The following is a 24,094-nucleotide window of genomic DNA, read 5'->3' on the forward strand; positions in this document are numbered from 1 at the left end:
GCGGGAGCGGTTTGCGCGATTTGCTTCTCTGGACAGGGTGCGCATTCTTCCTATAAAGTAGGAAGAAAGGAAGTGTCAGAATAGTTCGGAATTCCAGACCGTGCTGTCGCTGCCCCGCTTGATGGCAAACTTTTAGGAGGGACGTGGTTCGTATTCAGACAATCGACCAGGATGAACTGGATCAGACCGATGAAGATTTGTATCAAGCCATTGTGAACCAAGAGCTCACACTCTATTACCAGCCTTTTTTCGATTTGCGCACAGCAGGGATGACAGGGGTGGAGGTCCTGGCTCGCTGGCACCATGCAAAGTGGGGACTGTTGCCGCCACAGGCACTGCTGCTGCTTGCCAAAAGAAGCGGCGTGATTCGTTTGCTGGAGGAGTGGGTCCTGCGAGCCGCGTGTACGCAAGGCAAAGCGTGGATCGACATCGGTTTCGGGCCGTTGGTCGTATCGGTCAACTTGTCCGCGTATGCGTTCGCGTCTGTCGGATTCGCGGATACGATCCAGAAGATTCTGTGGGAAAGCCAGCTGCCTCCGCGCTATTTGGAGCTGGAAGTAACGGAATTGGCCGAGGAAGACGCAGAGCGCACGCTTGGCGTCCTCGCACAGCTCAAGCAGCTTGGCGTTCAGGTGAGTCTGGACGATTTTGGAAAATATCCCGTTTCCATCCCGTATTTGTCCCGCGTTCCAGCCGACAAGCTCAAGCTCGATCCAGCCATGGTCCAGCAAGCCATGACCGATTCTGCCCAGGAAGTCGCGGTAAGAACGGCATTGGCGATCGCGCGAACGATGGGCCGGCAGGTGACGGCCGCAGGAGTCGAAAGCCGCGAGCAAGCAGAGTTATTGGGACAGCTTCAGTGCGATCTTGGGCAAGGAAATTACTTTTGCGAGCCGCTGTTGGCCGATCAGCTGGTCCTGCGGATGCGCTCGCAAGGCAAGGCGATCGTCCCTGCGACAGCGCGTGCGGAGCAAGAAGCGAGCGAGAATCGGATCGGATTATCGGAGGTGCTGGGCCATCAGCAAGGAATGACGTTCGGGTTTCGCAAGCAGGACGGAAGGTTTATCCATACGTTTTGCGCGGGGGAATTGCTCCACCGCATCGGGCTGACGCCGGAGCAGGTCGTCGGAAGCGAGCTTTGCGACATCGTGCCTTTGCCGGAAGCATGGCGCAAGACTGCGTATTACGAGCGAGCTTGGAACGGCGAAGAAAACGTTACCTATGAGGGTGCCATCCATGACGTTTGCTATCTGGCGACCTTGCGTCCGGTTTTTCGCGAGGGACAGGTGGAGGAAGTGATCGCTTCTTGCGTCGACATCACGGAGCTGAGAAAGGCAAAGGAGACCCAGCGGGTGAGCGAAGCCGCATACAGGCTGATGGTGGAAAACATATCCGATATCATCGTTCTTATCGATTGCCACGGATATGTGACATACGTGTCGCCATCCGTTCGCGACGTGCTGGAGGTATCTCCGGAGACGTTTTTGCATCGGCATCTGCAAAGCGTTCTGTCGAGCGAACAGCTTCAACGGGTCTGGCAGACATTCCAGGAAATCCGGGAATGGAAGCTCCCCAGGGCGACTATGTTTTCCTGTTCCCATCGCAATGGCAGCAAGCTGATTTTGGAAGCAACAGGCTCCCCTGTGCAAAACGAGCAGGCCGAGGTGGAGCAGGTCGTCTTCCTCATTCGCAATCGGACGGCGCAGGTGCACGCCGAGGAATTTTTGCGCAAAATGGACAAGCTCAGCGTCGTCGGACAGCTGGCAGCAGGAGTGGCCCACGAGATCCGTAACCCGATTACCGCGATCAAAGGCTTCGTGCAGCTATTGCGCCGTGACGAGTGGAAAAGCGAATATTTCGATATTATGCTCGCGGAGTTTCACCAGTTGGAAAGCATTTTGCGCGAATTCGTCTTTTTGACCCAGCAGCGGTCTCATTCGTTCGAATGGCAAAATTTGGCGCAGTTGCTGCAGAGCATCGCGCAGGTCGTCCAGGCCCAAGCGCCGACACACCAGCTGATGCTTGCTATGGACGATGTCGAAGAGACCTGGCTGTGGTGCGATCAAGGCCAGCTCAAGCAAGTGTTTATCCATCTGCTCTCCAATGCAGTGGAGTCCATGCCGGACGGTGGAGCGATACGGATCAGAGCCCTGCGGTCGGGACACGATCAGGTCATGATCCAGATTGCGGACAGAGGCTGCGGCATGTCCGAAGAAAGGCTGAAGCGGTTGGGGGAGCCTTTTTACAGCACGAAAGAAAAAGGGACAGGGCTTGGTCTCATGATGACGTATAAAATGATTCATGATCACGACGGATCGATTCATTTTTCCAGCGCTCCCGGCAAAGGCACGACGGTGGAAGTGTATTTGCCGTTGAACAGGCCGGCGGGTACAGCTTGAAGCGCTGGCGGCAAGAGCAACAGAAAAGGTCCGATCTGCTGACGAGGTGGATCGGACCTTTTTCTATCGGTTATTCGGCTGGTGGCTTCTGCTCGGAGAAGCGGGTTTGGACCGCCTGCAAAAAGCGTTTCCACGCGTCGGGCAAGTCTTTTTTCTCGTGCGCGACGGCTTGGGAAGAGGCGGGTTTGGCTTCGTTCAAAGGCTCCATCTGTCAGTCTCCTTTCGCATGGGTCCAGTCGTGGCGCAGGGCGAACAGTTCGCGAAGCTCGGCCGTTGACAGCTCGGTGATCCAGCTTTCTCCGCTGCCGACGATCTGCTGGCTGAGCGAGAGCTTTCTCTCCATCATCTCGTCAATCCGCTCCTCGATGGTGCCGAGCGAGATAAACTTGTATACCTGGACGTTCCGCTGCTGCCCGATCCGGTGGGCCCGGTCGGTTGCCTGGTTTTCCACGGCAGGGTTCCACCAGCGATCGACGTGAATGACGTGGTTGGCTTCCGTCAGGTTTAAGCCTGTGCCGCCTGCGCGCAGGGACAGAATGAAAATGGTGCCGCGCTCCTCATCGGGGAGGGAGGCATCCTGAAAACGGGCGATCATCTCGTCCCGTTTTTCTTTTTTGGTAGCGCCGTTCAAAAAGAAAACGGGACCGTAGCCTTCACGCGTCAGCACGCGCTGGAGCAGATTGCCCATTTCGATGTATTGGGTAAAGATCAGGCAGCGCTCCTTTTTTTGCCGAATCTCCTCGACCAGCTCCAGCAGTCGCTCCAGTTTGTAGGAGCGGCTGGCTTCATCGGCGGTGGTGATCTCGTTCAGGAGAAGCGCCGGATGATTGCAAAGCTGCTTGAGCCGCGTCAAGGTTGTGAGAATGAGGCCGCGGCGTTCCATGGCGGAGGTGTTTTCCATCCGCGCAAACATATCCTGGATTGCGGTTTCGTAGAGGGCGCCTTGCTCGGCGGTCAACGGCACGTACTCCTTGCGCTCGTTTTTCTCCGGCAGGTCCAGCTGAATCGCCGGGTCCGTCTTGGTGCGGCGCAAAAGGAATGGCTGAATGAGCCGCTGCACTGTTTGGATCAGCGCTTGATCGCGGTCGCGCTCGATTGGCTGGACAAAGCGATGGGTAAAATCGCCGAGGCTGCCCAAATAGCCGGGATTGAGGAAATCGAAAATCGACCAAAGCTCGCTCAGGCGGTTTTCGATCGGTGTTCCGGTGAGCGCGATCCGGTGCCACGCCTTTAGGTCTCTGACGGCGGATGCCTGCTTCGTATAGGCGTTCTTGATGTTTTGTGCCTCGTCCAGACAGACGGTACTCCAGGTGACGGAGGATAACTCCGGTTCATCGAGGTGAGACAGCGCGTAGGACGTAATGACCAGATCGGCTCCCGCGATGGCGGGAATAAACGTTTCTTTTTTCGGCCGCGTGCTTCCATAGTGGATGAACACCTTCAAGGATGGGGCGAACCGCTGCAATTCCTTTTGCCAGTTGCCGATCACGGAGGTGGGGCAGATGAGCAGCGAAGGCGACTGGGCGGTTTCTTTTGCCTTCACATGCAGCAAATACGTGATAAACTGCACGGTTTTGCCCAAGCCCATGTCATCGGCCAGACAGGCTCCCAGACCGAACTGGCGCAAAAACAGCATCCACGAGCTGCCTTCCAGCTGGTACTTCCGCAACGTGCCGCAGAACGTGTCCGGCTGGGGAAGAATCGGGATGTGCTTCGTTTCCTGCAGACGGTGCATCAGTTCCCGCAAGTGCGCGTTGAGCTGGACTTCCACTGTCAGCGGATAAGGCTCATCCCGCTCGTCGTCGCCAGCGTGCGCCTCGGTTTCGACCTTTGTCGTGAAGTACATGTTCATCACGTCGCGCAAGGTCAAGCCATTTTTGGCGTTCGTTTTTTTCAACGCCTCCTGCAGCTCGGCGAACAGGTCAGGGGTGAGCTGTACCCAGTGCCCCCTGATTTTGAGCAGGCGCTGTTTTTGGCGAAGCAGCTGCGCAAATTCTTCCTCACTCAGCTCGACAGGACCGAGCGCGAGCTTCCATTCGAAATCCATGACCTGCGAGATGCCCAGAAAAGACTGTCTGCTTGCGCCGACGGAGGACGAGACTTTCGCCCGCAGCTTCGGTCTGACTCTGCGCACTTGCTCCCACCACGCCGGCAAAAAGACGTGAATGCCGGCCTGGACGAGTTGCAGACTGCAGGACGAGAGGAACATCCAGGCTTCCTCGTTGGTAAGCTGGGTGCGCAGTGCGTGTGGTTCGTCCGCGCCGGAAGCCTGCCACGGAAAAATCTCGCGGCATTTGACCAGGTCGCTTTGAAAGCGCCGCCAGTGCTCCTTCCATTCCAGCGGGATTCGCGCGGTAGTTGCGCTCGGAGCCGCCAGCTGATGCGGCTCGATCATGAACAGCCGATCCGGTTCTTCCCGGTCTTGCAAATACACCTGGAGCAGCCATTCGCTGGCAGAATGGGCGGGCTCGACCAGTTGCAAACAGGTGCGAAACGGCGTCACATCCGGCAGCCAGCCAATCGATTGCAGCCATTCCGTCTCCTGCAAATGGACAGACAGCTCGTCGCCCATGATGGTAAGCGCCGGAAATTGCGCGGCAAGCTGGTCCCAGGCGCGTCCGACTTCACCGGAAGCGTGGACAGCCTCCTCGAGAACGCGCGAGAGCCACCTGTTGCCGTAGGGCGGAAGCGAAGCGGGCGCATGCGCCGCCCTCCAGCCGAAGCGCCCTTGTTTCCACTCGGCAAAATCCGGGATGATCGCGCCTGCGGCCAGCGTTTTTTGCAGGAAAACGGCGACGTCCCGGTATTCGGAAAAACGTTGGTCAACGGAATACGCCCGGTGCAAAAGCCATGGCGGCGAGGCGAAGAAGGACAGCGCCTCTGTCGGCCCCAGCAGCAAGCCTCGCTCGTCTTTCTCCACGAACGTGCCGTAGTAGGAGGCTTCATCCCAGGCAAAAAGCGCTCCGGCGAGCTCTTCCGGATCGACGGCATGCCCGTCGGGGTCCGTCCCTGCAACGAGGAAACGGCCGTCCGATTGAAGCTCTGCCGCAAGCACGATGGTTGTCACAGTGTTCATAGGTTCAGATTTCCTCTCCTTAGCTCCTCCTGAAACGCCCGCAGACGATTGTACTTGGCGGACAATTTGTCTACGAAGCGCTCCCAGTCGGACTCCTGCTCCGCTTTCGCGTAAGCGGCACGCGCTTTTTTCAACAGCTTGATCGCCTCTTTATAGGCGGTGCGATTGCGCTCGCGAATCAAACGATTGATCTCGCGAACATAATACGGATACATGAGGGACGGATCGGCGTCCTCGATTTCCTTGAGGTGAGCGGGCGAGATATCGGCAAGCGGCACCTGATAAGACATCTGCAAATCGATCCACGACTTGAACTGCTTTTCCTCGAACAAATGCAGCGCGTATTCGGAGTAGCTGCTTGGCAGGAAGTGTTTCAGCAGGGACCCGCACTCAGCGGAGCGTCCGACCTGCTTCATCGCTTCCTGCCAGATGGCGATGACCAGACGGTACTGCTGGGATTGCGCCGCCCCGATCAAATCGGTCAGGGACTCCGTCCAGAAGAGAACGCGCTGCCACTCCTGCTGGCGGGCGAAAGCTTTTATGTACGGCAAATAAAAAGAGAGCGGCAGGCGGCGAATGGACTTCCACACCGTAAGAGCACGTTCGTCCTGTTTTTCCATGACAGAAAAGTGGGCGCGCAGCAGACGGTATTTTTCGATGTCCGCTGCGGGGGCGTCTGGCGTCAGCATGGCGCTCTCCAGTTCTGCCACCTCTTGCTTGATCCAGTCGGAGTCGGTGAAGAGCGACCACCACAACATGCGATAGGCGTGTACCCAGTACAGAGAAGAGGCGTCGTTTTCCTTCCATTTTCGAATGATTGTCACGGTCTCAGTCAGGGCAGGGCGATGATCGGCCAGCAGCGCCTGGCGATCCGCGAAATAGATGGCGCCTTCCAACTGCTCCAGCAGCCGTTCGGCCGTCTGTGCCAAATCCGGATACCAGTTGGACTGGCGGTAGCTGTTGACGTATTGCTGCAATTTTTGCAGATGAAACAAATTGGCGTGGATGTGGAACAACTGGGCCCGTTCTCGCGGCCATGCCGAAGCGACCGACAGGACGTTTTGATAGCTGGAAAACATTTCCGAAGAAGCGCGGTACGCATCCATCGCGGATAACAAATTGCGTGTCCAGCTTTCGAAAAAGCTCCACCAGTCGTAGACGGAGCTGGCTGCGGTAAGCGGGGAGGAAACGGGGGCCGTCTCGCTTTCGTGCAGCTCGCTTGCGACTGGCCGATAGCTCGGGATGAGCATGGCCGAAGAGAAGCTCAGACGGCGCGGCTTTAGCGCCTTGCTCAGAAAGGGGCGCGGATTTTCAAAGACGCTGTACATCTGAAAAAACGTGGCGGCGATATGCTTGCAAAGACGGGTGTAAGGACAGGTACAGGTGCTGTTTTGTACGTTTTCCAGATCGAGGCGCACACGGTATACCCGGGTGCCTTGCACATCGCTTTCCAGGATGCGATGGTTTTCCACGCGCGTATTAAACACAACCCCATCGGAAAAGTACGTATAGCCGCGTTCGATCACCGCCCCTTCTACCTCTTGCAGGATTTGCTCTCCCGCCGCTACAGCCTGTTCCCGTGTCAACTCTCTTTGCAACATGTGCGTTGGTCCTCCGAACGAAGTGTTATCCCTCCATTATAACGCAAAAGTCGGGGAATGGAAAAAGCAAGAAGGAGGACGAGGCTTGCAAAGCAGCGCCTCACCTGGCTGATCCCGGTTGACCAGGATCGGTTTGCGGGCGAAAAACAGGCTGGCTATTTTTGGGACAGCCGGGGAAAGCTGAAAGCAGAGAAGAAAAAAGGGGCAAGGATGATGGGGATGGAAGCTGCAAAAACAGGTCCGATTACCCACAAGCGGGCCAAAAAACGAAGAATCGTCACCAGGGCTCTCGCCATTGTCGTAGGAGCGATGATGGTGGCCGTCGGGTTGGAAATTTTTCTCGTGCCGAACAAAATTATCGACGGCGGCGTCACCGGTCTGTCGATCATGATGTCTCACTTGACCGGGATCAAGCTGGGGATTTTCCTCTTTCTGTTCAACCTGCCGTTTTTGCTGATCGGCTACAAGCAGATCGGGAAAACGTTCGCGATCTCGACACTGTTTGGTGTGGCTGTCATGTCGCTCGGGACGAGTTTTTTGCATCATGTCCCCAGCTTGACCGACGACTTGCTTTTGTCTGCCGTGTTTGGCGGAATCATCATCGGATTTGGGGTCGGACTGGTCATTCGTGCAGGCGGATCGTTGGACGGCACCGAGATTGTGGCGATTTTGCTGACGCGGAAAAGTCCTTTTTCCGTCGGGGAAGTCGTGATGTTTTTCAATATTTTCATCCTCGGCAGCGCGGGCTTTATCTTTGGCTGGGATCGGGCGATGTACTCGCTGATCGCCTACTATATCGCCTACAAAATGATTGATTTGACGATGGTTGGCCTCGAAGAATCCCGCTCGGTCTGGATTATTAGCGATTATCCGAACGAGATCGGGGACGCCCTGTCGGCCAGATTGGGACGCGGGATTACGTATTTGAGCGGCGAGGGCGGTTACTCCGGAGAGGGGAAGAAAGTCATTTTCTGTGTTATCACCCGACTGGAGGAAGCCAAGCTCAAATCCATCGTGGAGGAGATCGACGCTTCCGCTTTTCTCGCGATCGGCCATATTCACGACGTATCGGGCGGGCGTTTCAAGAAAAAGAATATCCATTAAGCGAAGGGGACAACTTGGCTGCGGCGATGAATGGCGCAGCCAAGGGTTCGAACCCCTGTAGCAAGCAACCGATTTTCTTTTCAGAAACTTCGAAATGATCTATTGATTTTTACACATGCTGAACGTATGATGGGGATACAAAATATGAAACTATTATTCCGAAATTCGGAACAAAACAAACGGCGGGGAAAGACAGGGGAAGAGCAGTTGCCATCCGCTTTCGGACACGCTTATGAGAAAGGAGACTGCCAACATGGTTTTGATCGGAGTTGCCATCGTCATTATCGGCTTCATCGTGCGGCTCAACCCGCTCCTGGTGGTGACGGTCGCAGGACTTGCCACTGGGCTGCTCGCCAAGCAGCCGCTGTATGAGATCATCGAGCAATTCGGCAAGGCATTTGCCACCAACCGCTATATGGCTATTTTTATCGCTACCTTGCCCGTCATCGGGCTATTGGAACGATACGGTCTGCGCGAGCAGGCGGAAGCGCTCGTCTCCAAAATCAAGGCCGCCACGACAGGCCGAATCCTCAATGTCTATTTCGTCATTCGCGAGGTCGCTGCCGTGTGTGGCCTGACCTCGATCGGGGGACATGCGCAAATGGTACGGCCGCTCGTCGCCCCGATGGCAGAAGGAGCGGCGGAGGTGAAATACGGCAAAGACCTCCCGGACGACGTGCGGCAAAATATCCGGGCGCATGCAGCGGCAGCCGACAACATCGGCCTGTTTTTTGGCGAGGACGTCTTTATCGCGATTGGCGCGATTTTGTTGATGAAAGGCTTTTTCGACCAGAACAACATTCCGTCCGATCCGCTGCAAATGGCAATGTGGGCCATTCCAACCGCGATTGCCGCGCTCGTCGTACATAGCATCCGCTTGGTCATGCTTGACCGCAAGCTGGATCGGCAGCTGCGGCAGCAGAGCGGCCATCAGTCGTTGACAGGCAAGGGGGAATAACCGATGTGGATTTCGCTGGAAGCGATCTATGTGTTTCTCGGTGTCATTACGCTTGGCGGCAGCTTGTTTACGTTTGCGGACAAGAAAAACCCGCGCCGCTTCACCTCCGGCCTGTTTTATGCGCTCTACGGAATGACCTTGCTGCTCGGCGGAATCATTCCGCCTTTTGCCATGGGACTTTGCGTGATTGTCATGGTGCTGATCGTCGGATTCGGCGGCTTGAAGGCAGGAAGCTACGGCGAAGCCTCCAGTGAGGAACGCCAGCAGAACCGCAAACGGTTGGGCAACTGGCTGTTCGTTCCCGCCTTGATGGTCCCGCTTTTGACGATTGTCGGCAGTCTCGGCTTGAAGGGGGTGAAGGTCGGCGAGTGGTTCGTGCTGGACCAGAAAAACATCACGCTCGTCTCCTTGGGAGTGGCGACACTCCTGTCCCTGATCGTCGGGATGGCGCTTACCAAAAGCAGTCCGTTGACACCTGTCAAAGAATCGCGGCGTTTGCTGGAGGCAATCAGCTGGGCGGCTGTGCTGCCGCAGATGCTGGCTACGCTTGGCACGATCTTTACCAGCGCGGGTGTCGGTGCGGTCGTCTCTGATCTGGTTGCCGGAATGATTCCGACGCATTCCTTGTTCTGGGTCGTATTTGCCTACTGCATAGGGATGGCGCTGTTCACGATGATTATGGGCAATGCGTTCGCCGCCTTCCCTGTGATGACAGCGGGAATCGCCATTCCTCTGTTGATCGGCCAGTTCGGCGTGGATGCGAACCATCTGGCGGCCATCGGGATGTTCGCCGGCTACTGCGGCACGCTCATGACGCCGATGGCCGCGAACTTCAACATCGTTCCCGCCGCGCTGCTCGATTTGAAAGACAAAAACCACGTCATTCGGGTACAGTTCCCGACGGCGTTGATTTTGCTTGCGTTCAACATCGCCCTTTTGTACCTCATCTCGCTGTAGGCAAGCCATCTGTTGGTTTTTTCTGAGGGGCAGCAATGATAAAATAGGGACAAAATCAAACAGATCGCGGGGATGGGAAGGTTCATGATACAAAACCGGAACAAAACGGTCGTGAAGTCGATGGAGCTGCTTCATCTGTTCATCGACCACGACAGATTGAGCTTGCAGGAGATGGTCGAGCTGACGAACATGCCGAAAACGTCGATTCATCGCATGATCGGCTCGCTCGAAGGAATGGGCTTTTTGCAGAGGGGCGAGGATGGCAAGTTTTCGCTCGGGCTGTTGTTTTTGCAGTTCGGCCAGCTGGTGGCGGAGCGGCTGGATATTCGCCAGCTCGCTCTGCCTGTGATGAGCGCCCTGCGGGACGAAGCCGGCGAGGCGGTCAACCTCATCATTCGGGACGGCAAAGAAGCGATCTATATCGAAAAGCTGGATACCCCCCATCCCGTCAGGCTGTATACGAAGATCGGGCGCAGATCCCCTCTGTATGCGGGGGCCTGTTCGCGGATTATCTTGTCGTTTCTGGAGGAGAAGGAAAGAGAGCAGTATGTGCGCGAAGTGGAGCTTGTGCCGATTGGCCGCGGGACGATCACAGACAGGGAGCAGCTGCAACTAGCCATACAAGAGGCGCGGGAAAAAGGGTATACGATCAGCTACTCGGAGTTGGAAAACGATACGGTAGCAGTCGCAGCTCCCATTTTCGACCACGAGGGACGTCTGTATGCAGGCATCAGCCTCGCAGGACCGCAGGAGCGGTTCACTGAGGAACGGCTGCCAGGGCTGATTGCCCGTTTGAAGGACGCCGCAGAGCGTATTTCCGCGGCGCTTGGCTGGAGGCGAACCAGGCGTACTTGATTCCGAGGGCGGACGGCAGGAGGACAACCCCTCTTTTCCTTTTCCCCAACATTCGGAATGATCGTACCGATGATCGAAAATGGAAGGGGAGGGACGCAGGTTGGAGCAAATCGAGTTTTTTCCGCTCGGTGACTCGGGGATTGTCGTCAAGCTCGGAGACACCATCGACCAAACGACGCAGCAAAACGTACAGGCGCTCGCTGACCATCTGGAACAGCACCCGCTGCCGGGAATGGTTGAATTCGTGCCGGGCTATACGTCCGTTACGGTCTATTACGATCCGGTGTCGTGGTACGATCCGCGCGAAGCGGACAGCCCGTACGATCGGTTCAAAGCACGGCTGGCCAGGCAGCTTGTGTCGATTCGCGCAGAAGAGCAGAGCGCGCCTCGACTGATCGAGATTCCTGTCTGCTACGGCGGAGTGTTTGGCCCTGACCTGCCGGACGTGGCTGCGTATCACGGCATGACGCCGGACGAAGTGATCCGCATTCACTCCGGTCAGGAGTATCTGGTGCACATGATCGGCTTTGCTCCTGGCTTTCCTTATTTGGGCGGGCTGGACAAGCGCCTTGCTACTCCCCGACGGCAGTCGCCGCGCACCGCTATCGCGCCGGGAAGCGTCGGGATCGGAGGAGAGCAGACCGGCGTGTACCCGATCGAGAGTCCGGGCGGCTGGCACATCATTGGCCGGACGCCGGAACGGCTGTTTCGCCCGGAAGAACAGCCGCCGAGCTTGTTGCGGGCAGGCGACAGAGTCCGCTTTTGCCCGATCGCGGAAGAAGCGTACGAGCAAAGGGGGCGGATGGGAACGTGAGTATCGAACTGCTAGCGCCAGGACTGTACACGACGGTGCAGGACCTGGGCCGATACGGCTATCAGCGGTACGGCGTGATCGTCGGCGGGGCGATGGACACGCTGGCGATGCGCCTGGCCAACCTGCTTGTTGGCAACGAGCCAAACGCTGCCGTGTTGGAACTGACCGTGAAAGGCCCCGTCCTGTTGGTTCATCAGGATTTGCTGCTGGCCGTCTGCGGAGCGGACATGCAGCCCACTGTGGACGGCGTCCGCATTCGCAGGAACCGTCCTGTCTGGGTGAAAAAAGGCAGCACGCTGACATTTGCCCATGCCCGGACAGGCTGCCGGGCTTACCTCGCCGTTGCAGGCGGCTGGGATGTTCCGCTCGTCATGGACAGCCGGAGTACGAATGTCCGGGCGGGCTTTGGCGGAGCAGAGGGCAGGACGCTTCGGGCAAAAGATCGGCTGCAACCGGGCAAGCCGAGCGAGTTGGGGCTGCTTTTGGGGGAACAGCTGAAAGCCAAAAGCAAGGCGCGCAACGCGGATTGCTGCGAGATGGACTGGTTTGTTCCGTTCCATGTTTTTCCGTACCCCAAAGAGGCGGTCGTCCGGGTCATGCGGGGAGAAGAGTTCGCTTATTTTTCGGAAGCGAGCCGCCGGCAGTTTTTCGCGACACCGTATCGGCTCGCCGCGCAATCGGACAGAATGGGCTATCGCCTGGACGGGCCGGAGCTTGCGCTGGAGTCTCCGCTTGAGCTGATTTCCGCTGCCGTCTCTGCGGGAACGATCCAGGTCCCGCCAAACGGCCAGCCGATCATGTTGCTTGCGGACAGGCAAACGGTTGGCGGCTACCCGAAAATCGCCCATGTAGCGACCGTCGATTTGCCAATAGTGGCGCAGCTGCGGCCGGGTGATCGCGTGCAGTTTCAGGAGGTGTCCCTACGTGAAGCCCAGCAGGCGCTGTACAAGCAGGAAAGCGAACTGCGACAAATCAGGCTGGGAATCGAAATCAACGCGGGACGGAGGTAGAGCCCATTGAGAATCGTCGACTTGAACTGTGACATGGGGGAGAGCTTTGGGGCGTATCAGCTGGGCAACGACCAGGCGCTCTTGCAGCACGTCAGCTCCGCCAACATCGCCTGCGGCTTCCATGCAGGCGATCCGGCTACGATGCGACAAACAGTGAAGCTGGCCCTGGAGAACCAGGTAGCGATCGGGGCGCATCCCGGTCTGGCTGATTTGGTCGGATTCGGCCGCCGCCGCATGGACATTTCCGCTTCGGACGCTTACGATCTGGTCGTCTATCAGATCGGGGCGCTGCAAGCGTTTGTTCAGGCGGAAGGGGGCGTGATGCAGCACGTCAAGCCGCATGGAGCCTTGTACAACATGGCCGCTACGGATTCCGCCCTGGCCGAGGCCGTGGCGGAGGCAGTCTACCGGGTCAACCCGGAGCTGATCCTGTTCGGACTGGCTGGCAGCGAATTGACGCGGGCCGGGGAAAAAATCGGGCTGCGCACCGCTCATGAAGTATTTGCGGATCGGACGTATCAGGCGGATGGGACACTGACGCCACGCACGCAGCCAAACGCCCTGATCGTAGAGGAAGCCAAAGCGCAAGAACAGGTCGTGCGCATGGTGACAGAAGGCAAGGTACAAGCGCTGCAAGGTGTAGACGTGCCGATTCGCGCGGACACCATCTGCATCCACGGAGACGGCGCTCATGCCCTCGCATTCGCGCAAGGCATCCGCCAAGCGCTGACAGCGGCCGGAGTTTCCATTCGCTGCGTACGCTCGTCTGGGTTTGGCGAAGCGTAGGCAAAAAAAGAGGATCATGGCTCTATAGCAGGGCCTGATCCTCTTTTTTGCTGCCAAGCGTGTCGTCGGGATTTGCTTGCGACTTCCTTACGCCCAGTTGCCGTTGCGAAACAGCGGCTCCCGTACGCCGTCCGCTGTCTCGCCATCAATGTTCATCTCGGCGCAGCCGATCATGAAGTCGACATGCACCAGGCTCGTATTGAGGCCGTGGGCTGCCAACTCTTCCGGACTCATCGATTGGCCGCCTTTGATGTTGACCGAGTAGGCGTTGCCGATCGCGAGATGATTCGAGGCGTTTTCATCAAACAGCGTGTTGTAAAAAATGACGTTGGACAACGAGATCGGAGAGTGGTGGGGGACCAGTGCGACTTCTCCGAGATAGTGCGAGCCTTCATCCGTCGCAATCAGCTGCTTCAAGGCGTCTTCGCCCTTTTCCGCGCTGACCGAGACAATTTTGCCCTGGGCAAACGTCAAGGTGAAATTTTCAATGACATTGCCATGATAGCTCAAAGGCTTGGTGCTGCGGACCGTTCCGTTCACGCCGTCTTTTTTCGGAGCGGTGAACACTTCCTCGGTCGGCATGTTTGCCATATACGACACGCCTTTTTCGTTCACGCTGCCGCCGCCGATCCAAACGTGCTGCGCAGGCAGCTCAATCGTCAGTCGGGTGCCCGGCGCCTCGTAGTGGAGGTAGCGATATTGCTTGGCGTTCAATTGTTCGACCTTGCTGTTGAGCATGGCGTGATGGTTGTGCCAGGCCTGCACGGGATCGTCCGCGTCCACGCGCGTCGCCCGGAAAATCGCGTCCCACAAGGCTGGCACCTGCTCTTCGGCGGGCAAGTCGGGGAACACCATGGCCGCCCATTCCGGTGACGGGACAGCCATGACGCACCAGCTTACCTTGTCGGACATGGTGTAGTTGCGGAATGTCCGCAATGCTTGTCCCGCTGCTTTATTTGCAGCCGAGATTCGCTCCAGCTTGACACCCTTGAGCAAATCCGGATTCGTTGCTGTGATATACAAAAACGCCGCGCCGTTTTCCGCCATTTCTTCGAGACCCTTGGCTTTCCACAGCGGGTACTCGGCAAAAGCCTCATCCGGGGCGAGATCGTACTTCATGCGGGTCAGTTCGTCGTCGGTCCAGTCGATATGGACATGTTTGGCTCCCGCTTCATACGCCTTGCGCGCTACCTTGCGCACGAACGGAGCAGCGGAGAGCGGGGCGGTCACCACCAACGTCTGCATCGGCTGAACATGGACGCCGACTTTTACGGCGAGATCGGCATAGCGGTCAAACAAAAGCTCGAAAGACATAGCGTACCTCCTGTTCGTTTGCGATAAACTCTTCTTTATTCTCCCTCTCTACGGGGAGTCATGCGCTGATTTTTGTGCAAAGAATTTCCTTGGAAAGCGCAGAAAAAGACAGATTACGGCGGCTTTCGCGTGCGCGGTCAGCCTGCTCTTCGGCAGGTACGACCCTATTTGCGCTCTTTCTGGACGCGGGTGAACAGGAAAAACGGCGTATGATGGCGAAACCGTCAAAAGCCTTTTCCCCCGTCGTTTTTTGACGCCAACCAGCCAAAAACAGATAGGAGTACAGGAAATGACCGAATTTACCAAGCGAGCCGTACAAATCATCGCCAGCATCCCGCCGGGTCGCGTCATGACGTACGGACAGGTCGCCGCCCTGGCGGGAAGCCCCCGGGGAGCCAGGCAAGTGGTGCGGATCCTCCACTCCCTGTCGAAACCATACAAGCTGCCGTGGCATCGCGTCATCAATGCCAAAGGCAAAATCGGGTTGCCGGACCGCGATGCCATGACCTTGCAAAAAATGTTGCTGGAGGGCGAAGGCGTAGCGGTCTCCGAGGCAGGGGAGATCGACCTCGAACGCTATCGGCACCAGCCAAATCGCTTTTGACAGCTTGCTGCCCTCGCGTGGGACCGCCCGATCCGGTCTAGTAGCCTACCTCCACGGAGGCAATCACGACGTAAGCGAGGTCGTTTTTATCTTCTTTTTCCGCGATCACGACGCCGCTCGATGTCAGCATGCCGCCATCGACGACCTCAAACGAGACTTCGCCGTACGGCAATTCAGCGCGCACGGTGTCCAGATCGAGCTTGTCGCGGTCGGCTGGCACCGCAAGGCGGACGTTGACCTTCATATGGCGAAGATCGTTTCCGGGCAGCACGGAGCGCAGCCCCGGCATCGAATTGTGATGGATGGCGTTTTGGACAGCGCGCACGGCTGCTTTCGTGACGTTTTGCCCGTGGAGATCAATCCCCATTCCGATTTCGATAAACATAACCTTGTCCATTGTTGCATTCACTCCTGCCGTTTTCTTTCCTGATTTCTCTCCTATCTTATCACGAATCGCGATTTTTTCCCTCCTGACGTCTTGTGTTTCTCCATCACTCGTGTCATCATTACACTTTGGCATCCTCGCTTATGATTCTTTTGACGATAATGGAGGCAGGTCTGAAGTGGAACGATACCCTTTTCCCTACGATCCGGCCCAGCCGTTCATCCCGCAGGTGAGCGACTGGGTAGCGGACGTTTTTTACGAGATATTGCCAGAGGCAGGCTTCGAGGTGCGCGATGAGCAAATCTACATGGCGTTTCAGCTCGAACGGGCTTTCCAGGAAAAGCGGACGATTTTTGCCGAGGCGGGGGTCGGGACGGGCAAAACGCTCGCCTACCTGCTGTACGCCATCTGCTATGCCCGCTATACGCGAAAGCCGGCGATCATCGCCTGTGCCAACGAGTCGCTGATCGAGCAGTTGGTGAAGCCGGAAGGGGACATCGCCAAGCTGGCCAAGCATCTGAACCTGACCATCGACGCCAGACTGGGAAAATCGCCGGACCAGTATCTTTGCTTGCGGAAGCTGGACGAGGCCCGTCACGAGCTGGATGGCGACGAAGTTTTCCAGGACATGTACGAGGGGCTGCCGTCTTTTGTGCACACGCACGAAGCGCTCCAGTCGTTTTATCCGTACGGAGACCGCAGCGCGTATTCGGCGCTGAGCGACCGGCAATGGGCCAAGATCAACTGGGATGCGTTCCAGGACTGTTTGGTCTGCGACAGGCAGCATCGGTGCGGACAGACGCTGTCGCGCGACCACTATCGCAAGTCGGCCGATCTCATCATCTGTTCGCACGATTTTTACATGGAGCACGTCTGGACGTACGAAGCGAGAAAGCGGGGCGGGCAGCTGCCGCTTTTGCCGAGCCACAGCTCCGTCATTTTTGACGAAGGGCATTTGCTGGAGCCTGCCGCGCAAAAGGCGTTGACCTACAAGCTGAACCACGCCGTTTTCGAAGAGATCATTACGCGGCTCTTGCAAGGGGAGATTAGGGAGTCGTTGGCCGTAGCCATTGAAGAAGCGATCGTCCAGAGCGAGGAGCTGTTCTCGCGCTTGAACGCCGAGAGCAAGCCAGTGGCTGGCTCTTCCCGCAAGGAAATCGCCTTTCACCCCGAACTGCTTGCCGCCATTCACCGCTTTACCAGCCTGATCGGCTCGATTGAGGAGGAACTGGCGCTGGAGAGCGGTCTGTACACGCTGGACGACTTTCAACTGCGGATCGTCGAGGAGCAGTTGGACATGATGCAGCTTGCTCTTCGCCTGTTCCAGCAGCCCGATCACGTCGTTTCCTGGATGAGCGAAGAAGGGACAGGCCCGACCCTGGTCGTCATGCCGAAATTGGTGCGGGAAGTGCTCCGGGAGCGCGTTTTCTCGCAAAACATGCCGATCGTGTTCTCGTCTGCGACCTTGTCGGTCAACCAGTCGTTTGCCTACATGGCCGACAGCCTGGGCATTGAAAACTACCTGTCGTTTTCCGTCGCCTCTCCGTACGACTACGCGGAGCAGATGGAAGCGTTCGTGCCGCCGTTGTCCTGTACGCAGCCGTTCGCGGAAAAAATGAAGCTGGCCGTCGCGCTGCTGCAAAAAACCGGGGGACGCGCGCTGCTTTTGTTTTCGTCGAGGGAAGAAATGCAAGCGTTCAAACACGCGGTCGGTGCGTACCCGGAATGTGCCTCCATGCGCTTTTGGTACGAGGGCGACGGGGAAATCAGCCATCTGATCTCCTGTTTTCAGAACGACGAAAAGAGCATTCTGTGTGCCGTCTCACTGTGGGAAGGGCTGGATGTGCCGGGGCCGTCGCTCTCGAACGTCATCATCTGGTCGCTGCCGTTTCCGCCGAACGATCCGGTGTTTGCCGCCAAGCGTAAAAGCGCAGCGTCGCCATTCGAAGAAGTCGATCTGCCGTACATGCTGCTCAGACTGCGCCAAGGGATCGGCCGCCTGATTCGCACCCGCGAGGACAGCGGCATCGTCTCCATCCTGAGCCCGGAGTTGTGGAGCGACGAGCGGCTCAGAGAGCATGTGCAGAGCGTCTTTCCGGAAGGCGTGCAGTGGCGCGCTGCGCTGGCGGGCGAGCCTGTTTAGGCAAGCGCAGGCTTCGGCAAGCCTGTGCCGATGGCCAGGGCCTTGTGCAAATGTATGACACTTCTGTTACGATCCGAGAGAAACCGGCGAGGCTGAAGGCGACAAATGCTATAATGGAGTATCCGCCATGCAAAAAAAGGAAGAAGATTGGGACAGGGATGGTGTTCACTTTTGGGTAACGTAGATTTTGCGAGCTTGCCGTGGGATTTGTTTTGGGTCGGAATCTCGTATTTTTTGGTGACCGGGTCGTTTTTCTGTATCGGCTTTATGCGCCTTGTTTCCCAGCGGGTGAAAAGCGGCATTGTCTGTATGGCCATCGCGGTAATCAGCGGGGGACTTTTCTTGCGCTATTTGTTTACGCATCACATTTAACTCCGATTCCCATGCGGGCCTGATGTGTATCGGACGTCCATTTTCGATAGCCGTACATAGTGGAGCTGACGGTGAAACGCGCCGTCGGCTTTTTTTTTGCCTTGATTTCCCGGAAAGAATCGGCAGGGAATGTAAACAATTTGTAACGCGTTTTCCTCTGGTGCCCCTTATAATCAGGAGACAAGAGGTTGCCGGGCGAAGAGCGGCAGCGAGGGCTTCGTCAACCCCGTTGGAAAAAAGTCCGGCGTGACCGCGAAAACAAGGAAGGAAAGAGGGGAAACAGCCATACATAAAAAGAAGGAGCACATTTCTGACAGAACGTAGGGCACCACATTCCGAATACGGGCAAGGAGGATTGGAAGGATTCATTTTCCCTAACAGATGATGAACGACCAACCCCCGTTTTCTTTTCGCGAACTTCAAAGAAATCTGGGGTTTTTGAATTCCGATCGCACGGATTTCCCGATGGGTCATGACTGCCCCTGTCAACGAATGAACGAACAGAATGGAAGCAAAAGGGGAGAATGCAGATGAACGGCATGGCGAGCACGATCAACAAGAACAACCAAGCCATCCTTTTTTCGAAGGGCCACAATCCGATGCACAAGCAAGCAGAAGGACGGACTCGCCAAACCAACAGCGGAGGAGGCCGCCGACATGCCTGAACCGATCAAGGCTACCGACAGCCGTTACATGCCCGGAATCGACGGGCTTCGGGCACTGGCGGTACTCGCCGTCCTATTTTATCACGTCAATGACAAATGGGCGCCGGGGGGATTGCTCGGCGTCGGGATCTTTTTCGTCCTCTCCGGCTACCTGATTACCGATTTGCTGATTGCCCAGTGGCGCAGATACGGGCGGCTGGACATGAAGGACTTCTGGCTGCGCAGGGCCAGACGGCTTTTGCCTGCCCTGTTGCTGCTTTTGGTTGTGGTCGTGACCACCGTCGCGTTGTTTCTGCCGGAGCAGATGGGACGCTTGCGCGGGGATGTATGGGCAGCTATTTTCTACGTCAGCAACTGGTGGCTAGTCTTTTCCGAGGTATCGTACTTTGAGAAATTCGGCCCGCCGTCGCCGCTTGGCCATCTGTGGTCGTTGGCCGTGGAGGAGCAGTTTTACCTGATCTGGCCGCTCTTGGTCGCACTCGGGCTGTCCGTGGTCAGACGCCGCGGCCCGCTCGTGATGATGACGCTCGGCCTGGCTGCTTGCTCGGCGGTTCTGATGGCCGTCATGTATGTGCCGGGAGAGGACCCGAGCCGGATTTATTACGGAACAGACACCCGGGCGTTTGCCCTCTTGATCGGGGCTGCTCTGGCCATGCTGTGGCCGAGTCGCAAACTGCCCGCGACCATATCCGGCAAGGCACGCGCGACGCTGGACGCAATCGGGAGCGCGAGTCTTGTGACGTTGCTTCTGGCGATCTGGAAAACGAACCAGTACGATGACTTTCTTTATCAGGGCGGGCTGGTCCTGCTATCGCTGGCAAGCGCGGTTCTGGTAGCCGTCCTCGCCCACCCGGCAAGCGCCCTGGCGAGGTGGATGGGCTGCAAGCCGCTCAGATGGCTTGGCGTACGCTCATACGGCATCTATTTGTGGCACTTTCCCGTGATCGTGTTCACAAGCCCGGCACCTGGCGCGGACGGAGGCTGGCTCGCTGTCTTGCGCGCCGCCCTTCAGCTTGCGGCTTGCATCGGGTTGGCCGCTCTGTCCTGGAAATACGTCGAGGAACCGATTCGCCATGGTCTGCTGGGCAGAGTCTGGGCGAAGCTCCGCTCGGGGAAAAAGCAGGGGACGCCCAGACGCTCTACCCGCGTACTCGCCACCGGGTGCGCCATTATGCTGTGTGTCCTTTATTTTGGAGTAGCTACGTTGACTTCTGGCGCTACTGCGGGCAACGGCTCTGTGCTGCCACCGCCGGCGGAGTCGTCCCCGGCCGAAGAAAAGCCGGGACATAAGGAGGCTGCCGATAGCGTCGAAAAACCGCACGGCCCCGAATGGCCAGTAGCTGCGAAGAAGCCGGACGCGACCGCAAAGCCCGGTAGCCAAACGGCGGCAAAGCCGAAACCGGAAGCGAAGCCGGCTGCAACCCAACCAGCTGGGGGTGGCACAAAGCCTGTGCAAAATCCGGGCAATTCCGTTGATTCCCAACCGCCGAAAGCTTCGGATGCGCCAGCCGTTGCCGTCCATTCCGGCGAAGGATGGACCGCCATCGGCGACTCCGTCATGCTCGACGTGGAGCCGTATCTGGCGAAGCTGTTGCCCGGGATCGTCATTGACGGCAAAGTCGGTCGGCAAATGTCGCAAGCCCCGGATACGATTGCCGCCCTGAAAGCGCAAGGGCGGCTGGGCAATCGGGTAATCATCGAACTGGGGACGAATGGTCCCTTCGGCAAAAGGCAGCTCGACAAGCTGCTGCAGGCATTGCATGGCGCTGAGCAGATCGTCCTCATCAACACGCGAGTTCCGCGGCCTTGGGAAAGCGTTGTGAACCAGACGCTGGCAGATGTGGCAGCCGCCCATCCGAACATCAAGCTGATCGATTGGCATGCGGCAAGCGCAGGCAAACCCTCGTATTTTTACAAAGACGGCGTGCATCTCAACTCCGAGGGCGCGCGGGCGTATGCTTTGCTCGTAGCCCATGCGCTGGCTTCGGCCAAAGCCGACCAGGAAAACGAGGCGCCAGCACCGAAGCCGGACGAGGAACAGCCGCAACAGCCACAGCCAGCGACTCAAGATGCCCACAAGCAGGAGCATGGGACAAAAGAGCCGCAGGAAGCGCAAGAAGCGCAGCAATAAACGAAAGCGAATCAAGGCAGGCCAGTCTTTCCAAAAGGAGCGCTGGCCTGTTTTCTGTACAGGATGAAAGGGAAGCAAGACGCCAAAAGGTGATGCCACGGCAAGAAAAGCGAAACCATTCGTCAATCCCGGGAGATTTACGAAAAATAAATCAAAAGGAGTCAGTTATGGAAGCCAGTTCTAAACCCTCCCCAACAAGATGGTATGCGGTTAAGATTTTATTTGAATCCGTTCATACGGGTGACTCTTGTTTTGACAGGAGTCACGGCGAAAACATGAAGCTGTTTGAGGAAAGTATTCTGGTCGTAAAAGGGATGAATAAGGAAGGGGCGATTGCGTCGGCAGAGCAGTTTGCCAAAAAAGCCGAGCATGAGTTCGTGAATGGTTATGGTGAAATCGTGAAGCATCAGTTTGTCCAAGCGTTAGATGCTTTTGAGCTACACGACGATGACATCACACATGGAACGGAAATCTACTCAAGATTTATCCATGTTCGCAGGGACCATTCAGCCATGGATGTAACGAAACGCTATTTCCCAGAAGCTGTAGGTGATGATGGGGATACCAGTATGTAACGGTATTCAACCGAGGGTAGCCGGGCAGTGTATGCTGCATCTTCACATGGACTTTTTTGGTCTTCTCCTGTACGATTGCATACGGGATTCTTACCATGCAACGGAGGAAAGAAGGAAAAACAATGATTCGTTCATACGCGCTACTGCTTTTTTGCGTGACATTGTGGGGAAGCAACTTTGTGTTCGGGAGCATGCTGGTCAAAGAGTTTCCCCCGCTGTTTCTCGCCGATGTCCGGCTGATTTTCACGTCGCTGTTTTTGGTGATGTACGCCTGGCTGACGAAAAAATTTGTGAAACTGACGCGGCGGGAGCTGGGCCTTCTCGTCTTGCTCGGACTCGTCGGAACGCTGGCCAACCAGACGGCGTATTTCAACGGCTTGCTGACGACTGATGCCACGACCGCCTCACTGATCCTGTCGTTGGCGCCGATCGTGACCGCCATTCTGGCTTCGCTGTTTTTGAAAGAGCCGTTTACGCTGCGCATGAAGCTCGGCTCGGCGCTCGCCTTGCTCGGCACGTTTTTTGTCGTGGGGGTGGGGGCGGGTCTTTCCATTTCCAAAGGCGTGCTGCTGATCGTGATTGCGATGGTGACCTTCTCGGCGTCGATGATTATCATTCGCAAGCTGACACAGACGATGCAGCCGTTCATTGCGACGGTGTACTCGACAACAGCCGGGACGCTGTTTTTGACACCTGCTGCCATGCTGACGCTCGATTCCGCAGCGCAGATCAGCCGGGAAGCATGGGCGTGGGTCCTGTTGATCGTCACAGCGATTCTCATGCAGGGCGTTTGCGGGATCGTCTGGAATTCGCAGCTGAAAACGGTCGGGACGGGGAAAGCGGCGATTTTCCTCAACCTGCAGCCGTTCGTGGCGATGCTCGTCGGCTTTTTGCTGCTCGGCTCGCAGGTGACCGCGATCCAAGTAGGCGGCTCTCTCTTGATTGTCGCAGGCGTCGTGGTCGCAAGCGTGCGCTCCAAGCAGTCTGCCGTGCAAAGGCTTGCCAATCGTTCGAATCGGTACAACGTTTGAAATCATGGACTTCGCTTGCGCCATCGTGACGGACGGCAGAGCTGTACGGCTGAAGCGCGCGCTTGACCAGACGGGTGGGGCTTTTGGTTCCCGCTGCTTCGGGCGACAGCTGCGGAGTGGACTTTCCTTTTGCAAACCATGTACAATCGGTGGTAGCTGTCGTATATTTCAGGAGGCGAACTTGCATGAATCGCGAACAATCTCGTTTGGAAACGGCAACCTTTGCAGGTGGATGCTTCTGGTGCATGGTCAGCCCGTTTGACAAGCTGCCAGGAGTCCATAAGGTTGTATCAGGTTATACAGGCGGACATGTGGAAAATCCGACCTATGAACAGGTGTGCTCCGGTACCACGGGACACTACGAAGCCGTACAGATTACGTACAATCCTGCGCTCATCTCCTACGAGGAGCTGCTGCAGATGTTCTGGAGACAGATCGACCCGACAGATGCAGGCGGCCAATTCGGCGATCGCGGACAGTCGTACGCTCCGGCGATTTTCTTCCACAGCCCCGAGCAGGAACGGTTGGCAATCCAGTCGCGCGAGGAGCTTGCGCAAAGCGGCCGTTTTCAGAAGCCGATCGCGACCTTGATTTTGCCTGCCAAGCCGTTTTACCCGGCAGAGGAGTATCACCAGGACTACTACAAGAAAAATCCGCTGCGCTACAACTACTACAAGGCAGCGTCCGGCAGGGCGAAGTTCATCAAGGAAGCGTGGAGCGACAAACAAAGACAGGAAGAGTTGAAAAAGAAGCTGACGCCGATTCAGTATGAAGTGACGCAGAACAACGGCACCGAGCGTCCGTTTGCCAATGAATACTGGGATCACAAGGAAGAGGGCATTTACGTCGATATCGTCTCCAACGAGCCGCTGTTTTCCTCGCTGGACAAATTCGATTCGGGCTGCGGCTGGCCGTCTTTTACCAAACCGCTGCACGACGACAACATCACAGAGCACATCGACCTGTCGCACAACATGATCCGAACGGAGGTACGCAGCAAGCAGGCCGATTCTCATCTCGGACATGTGTTCGAGGACGGTCCCGGAGAAAACGGCTTGCGCTATTGCATCAACTCGGCGGCGCTGCGCTTCATTCCCAAAGACAAACTGGAAGAGGAAGGCTTCGGCGCGTACAAAAAGCTGTTTGAAAACAACTAGCGCTGGCTGCTGCCCCACGGTACGTCTTGCGAGCGACGATTGTGCGATTTTGGACGAAAGCGACACCGTTTTGTAACGAAAATGGCCCGATTTCTGTCATAATGGGTACGTACTTCTCCATCCGAAGAACGTACCCAACACCTTTGTGGGCTGTCTG

At 56.9% G+C, this 24,094-nt stretch carries 21 protein-coding genes; 16 read left to right on the plus strand and 5 right to left on the minus strand.

From position 1 onward, the window contains the following. The first annotated feature begins 143 nt into the window (after positions 1 to 143). The gene (locus ACTHO6_RS14515; RefSeq protein ID WP_440242447.1) at positions 144 to 2,399 is read left to right on the plus strand and encodes an EAL domain-containing protein; all 2,256 of its coding nucleotides are present in this window, start codon (positions 144 to 146) and stop codon (positions 2,397 to 2,399) included. Positions 2,400 to 2,469: 70 nt separating this feature from the next. Here ACTHO6_RS14515 and ACTHO6_RS14520 read toward each other — a convergent pair whose 3' ends face one another. From ACTHO6_RS14520 to ACTHO6_RS14530, 3 genes are read right to left on the minus strand one after another with little or no spacing between them, the layout of a single operon-like run. Next, complete coding sequence (locus ACTHO6_RS14520) at positions 2,470 to 2,607, minus strand: hypothetical protein (protein ID WP_440242448.1); 138 nt, start codon at positions 2,605 to 2,607, stop codon at positions 2,470 to 2,472. A gap of 3 nt (positions 2,608 to 2,610) precedes the next feature. Beyond that, entirely contained in the window at positions 2,611 to 5,475 is a 2,865-nt protein-coding gene (locus tag ACTHO6_RS14525) for a DEAD/DEAH box helicase (RefSeq protein ID WP_440242450.1), read from the minus strand. Then, positions 5,472 to 7,076, minus strand: a complete 1,605-nt coding sequence (locus tag ACTHO6_RS14530) for an SWIM zinc finger family protein (protein WP_440242452.1) — start codon at positions 7,074 to 7,076, stop codon at positions 5,472 to 5,474. The genes ACTHO6_RS14525 and ACTHO6_RS14530 overlap by 4 nt, the downstream gene beginning before the upstream one ends. A 219-nt stretch (positions 7,077 to 7,295) precedes the next feature. Here ACTHO6_RS14530 and ACTHO6_RS14535 point away from each other — a divergent pair, with 219 nt between their 5' ends. The 7 genes from ACTHO6_RS14535 to ACTHO6_RS14565 all read left to right on the plus strand — a co-directional run bounded on the left by ACTHO6_RS14535 (position 7,296) and on the right by ACTHO6_RS14565 (position 13,560). Next, positions 7,296 to 8,180: a YitT family protein gene (locus ACTHO6_RS14535; protein ID WP_440242546.1), complete on the plus strand. Its 885-nt coding sequence runs from the start codon at positions 7,296 to 7,298 to the stop codon at positions 8,178 to 8,180. 253 nt (positions 8,181 to 8,433) lie between these two features. Then, a complete protein-coding gene (locus ACTHO6_RS14540; protein ID WP_440242454.1) occupies positions 8,434 to 9,138 on the plus strand; it encodes a DUF969 domain-containing protein in 705 nt (234 codons plus the stop codon). 3 nt (positions 9,139 to 9,141) lie between these two features. Further along, positions 9,142 to 10,095, plus strand: coding sequence for a DUF979 domain-containing protein (locus tag ACTHO6_RS14545; RefSeq protein ID WP_440242455.1), 954 nt, complete (start codon positions 9,142 to 9,144; stop codon positions 10,093 to 10,095). An 84-nt stretch (positions 10,096 to 10,179) separates the two neighbouring features. Beyond that, positions 10,180 to 10,950, plus strand: a complete 771-nt coding sequence (locus tag ACTHO6_RS14550) for an IclR family transcriptional regulator (protein WP_440242457.1) — start codon at positions 10,180 to 10,182, stop codon at positions 10,948 to 10,950. A gap of 100 nt (positions 10,951 to 11,050) precedes the next feature. After that, positions 11,051 to 11,764, plus strand: a complete 714-nt coding sequence (gene pxpB, locus ACTHO6_RS14555) for a 5-oxoprolinase subunit PxpB (protein WP_440242458.1) — start codon at positions 11,051 to 11,053, stop codon at positions 11,762 to 11,764. Further along, positions 11,761 to 12,774 carry a biotin-dependent carboxyltransferase family protein gene (locus tag ACTHO6_RS14560; RefSeq protein WP_440242459.1) on the plus strand — a complete coding sequence of 338 codons (1,014 nt, stop codon included), beginning with the start codon at positions 11,761 to 11,763 and terminating at the stop codon, positions 12,772 to 12,774. The genes pxpB and ACTHO6_RS14560 overlap by 4 nt, the downstream gene beginning before the upstream one ends. Positions 12,775 to 12,780: 6 nt before the next feature. After that, positions 12,781 to 13,560: a LamB/YcsF family protein gene (locus tag ACTHO6_RS14565; RefSeq protein ID WP_440242461.1), complete on the plus strand. Its 780-nt coding sequence runs from the start codon at positions 12,781 to 12,783 to the stop codon at positions 13,558 to 13,560. Positions 13,561 to 13,647: 87 nt separating this feature from the next. Here the strand turns inward: ACTHO6_RS14565 and ACTHO6_RS14570 are convergent, their stop codons facing one another. After that, complete coding sequence (locus ACTHO6_RS14570) at positions 13,648 to 14,874, minus strand: aminopeptidase (RefSeq protein WP_440242463.1); 1,227 nt, start codon at positions 14,872 to 14,874, stop codon at positions 13,648 to 13,650. 289 nt (positions 14,875 to 15,163) lie between these two features. On the opposite strand from ACTHO6_RS14570, the gene ACTHO6_RS14575 reads away from it, so the two are divergent. Continuing rightward, positions 15,164 to 15,478: an MGMT family protein gene (locus ACTHO6_RS14575; protein WP_440242464.1), complete on the plus strand. Its 315-nt coding sequence runs from the start codon at positions 15,164 to 15,166 to the stop codon at positions 15,476 to 15,478. A 37-nt stretch (positions 15,479 to 15,515) separates the two neighbouring features. Here the strand turns inward: ACTHO6_RS14575 and ACTHO6_RS14580 are convergent, their stop codons facing one another. After that, entirely contained in the window at positions 15,516 to 15,875 is a 360-nt protein-coding gene (locus tag ACTHO6_RS14580) for a Lin0512 family protein (protein WP_440242466.1), read from the minus strand. A gap of 166 nt (positions 15,876 to 16,041) precedes the next feature. Between ACTHO6_RS14580 and ACTHO6_RS14585 the strand changes: the two genes are divergently transcribed. From ACTHO6_RS14585 to msrB, 7 genes are all read left to right on the plus strand, one after another. Further along, on the plus strand, positions 16,042 to 18,006 hold the full coding sequence (locus ACTHO6_RS14585; RefSeq protein WP_440242468.1) for an ATP-dependent DNA helicase: 1,965 nt from the start codon (positions 16,042 to 16,044) through the stop codon (positions 18,004 to 18,006). A gap of 171 nt (positions 18,007 to 18,177) precedes the next feature. Then, entirely contained in the window at positions 18,178 to 18,378 is a 201-nt protein-coding gene (locus tag ACTHO6_RS14590; protein ID WP_440242469.1) for a hypothetical protein, read from the plus strand. Positions 18,379 to 18,908: 530 nt separating this feature from the next. After that, the gene (locus ACTHO6_RS14595) at positions 18,909 to 19,043 is read left to right on the plus strand and encodes a hypothetical protein (protein ID WP_440242471.1); all 135 of its coding nucleotides are present in this window, start codon (positions 18,909 to 18,911) and stop codon (positions 19,041 to 19,043) included. Next, positions 19,036 to 21,174, plus strand: a complete 2,139-nt coding sequence (locus ACTHO6_RS14600; RefSeq protein ID WP_440242472.1) for an acyltransferase family protein — start codon at positions 19,036 to 19,038, stop codon at positions 21,172 to 21,174. Before ACTHO6_RS14595 ends, ACTHO6_RS14600 begins: the two co-directional genes overlap by 8 nt. 167 nt (positions 21,175 to 21,341) lie before the next feature. Further along, complete coding sequence (locus ACTHO6_RS14605; protein ID WP_440242473.1) at positions 21,342 to 21,749, plus strand: DUF4288 domain-containing protein; 408 nt, start codon at positions 21,342 to 21,344, stop codon at positions 21,747 to 21,749. Positions 21,750 to 21,871: 122 nt separating this feature from the next. Further along, positions 21,872 to 22,780, plus strand: coding sequence for a DMT family transporter (locus tag ACTHO6_RS14610; protein WP_440242475.1), 909 nt, complete (start codon positions 21,872 to 21,874; stop codon positions 22,778 to 22,780). Positions 22,781 to 22,965: 185 nt separating this feature from the next. Further along, positions 22,966 to 23,937 (plus strand): peptide-methionine (R)-S-oxide reductase MsrB, encoded by a 972-nt coding sequence (msrB, locus tag ACTHO6_RS14615; RefSeq protein WP_440242477.1) that lies wholly within the window; start codon positions 22,966 to 22,968, stop codon positions 23,935 to 23,937. Positions 23,938 to 24,094 lie beyond the last annotated feature (157 nt).

Source organism: Brevibacillus sp. SAFN-007a (assembly GCF_051967035.1).
GTDB lineage: Bacteria > Bacillota > Bacilli > Brevibacillales > Brevibacillaceae > Brevibacillus.